The organism is Rhodobium orientis, from assembly GCF_003258835.1.
Lineage (GTDB): Bacteria > Pseudomonadota > Alphaproteobacteria > Rhizobiales > Rhodobiaceae > Rhodobium > Rhodobium orientis.
Genome location: NZ_NPEV01000171.1, coordinates 1 through 269 on the forward strand (window position 1 = coordinate 1; position 269 = coordinate 269).

The window sequence follows — 269 nt, forward strand, 5'->3', positions numbered from 1 at the left end:
GGACGAATATGTCAAAATGGCGAACCGGTTCCGCGGGACGGAAGATGCGATCGTATACTCTGTAAAACCGCTCAGCGAAGAGGAAATTTCCTCTTTTTCTCAAGTGTTTGCAAAAGAAGCAGGCGCCGCTTCACTGCGCGTCAGAAACGAAGTGAATCCGGATCTGATCGGCGGTGTGAAAATCCGCATCGGGAACCGCATTTATGACGGCAGTGTAAGAGGAAAGCTTGACCGGATAGAACGTCAATTAGCAGGCGAAAATCGAAAGA

Annotated in this window: 1 protein-coding gene; it reads left to right on the forward strand. The window is 49.4% G+C overall.

Features of this window, described 5'->3' with window-relative positions; genetic code table 11:
* Positions 1-16 precede the first annotated feature (16 nt).
* Positions 17-269: ATP synthase F1 subunit delta (gene atpH / locus CH339_RS25700; RefSeq protein ID WP_245408199.1), on the forward strand; the 253-nt coding region annotated here is incomplete at its 3' end.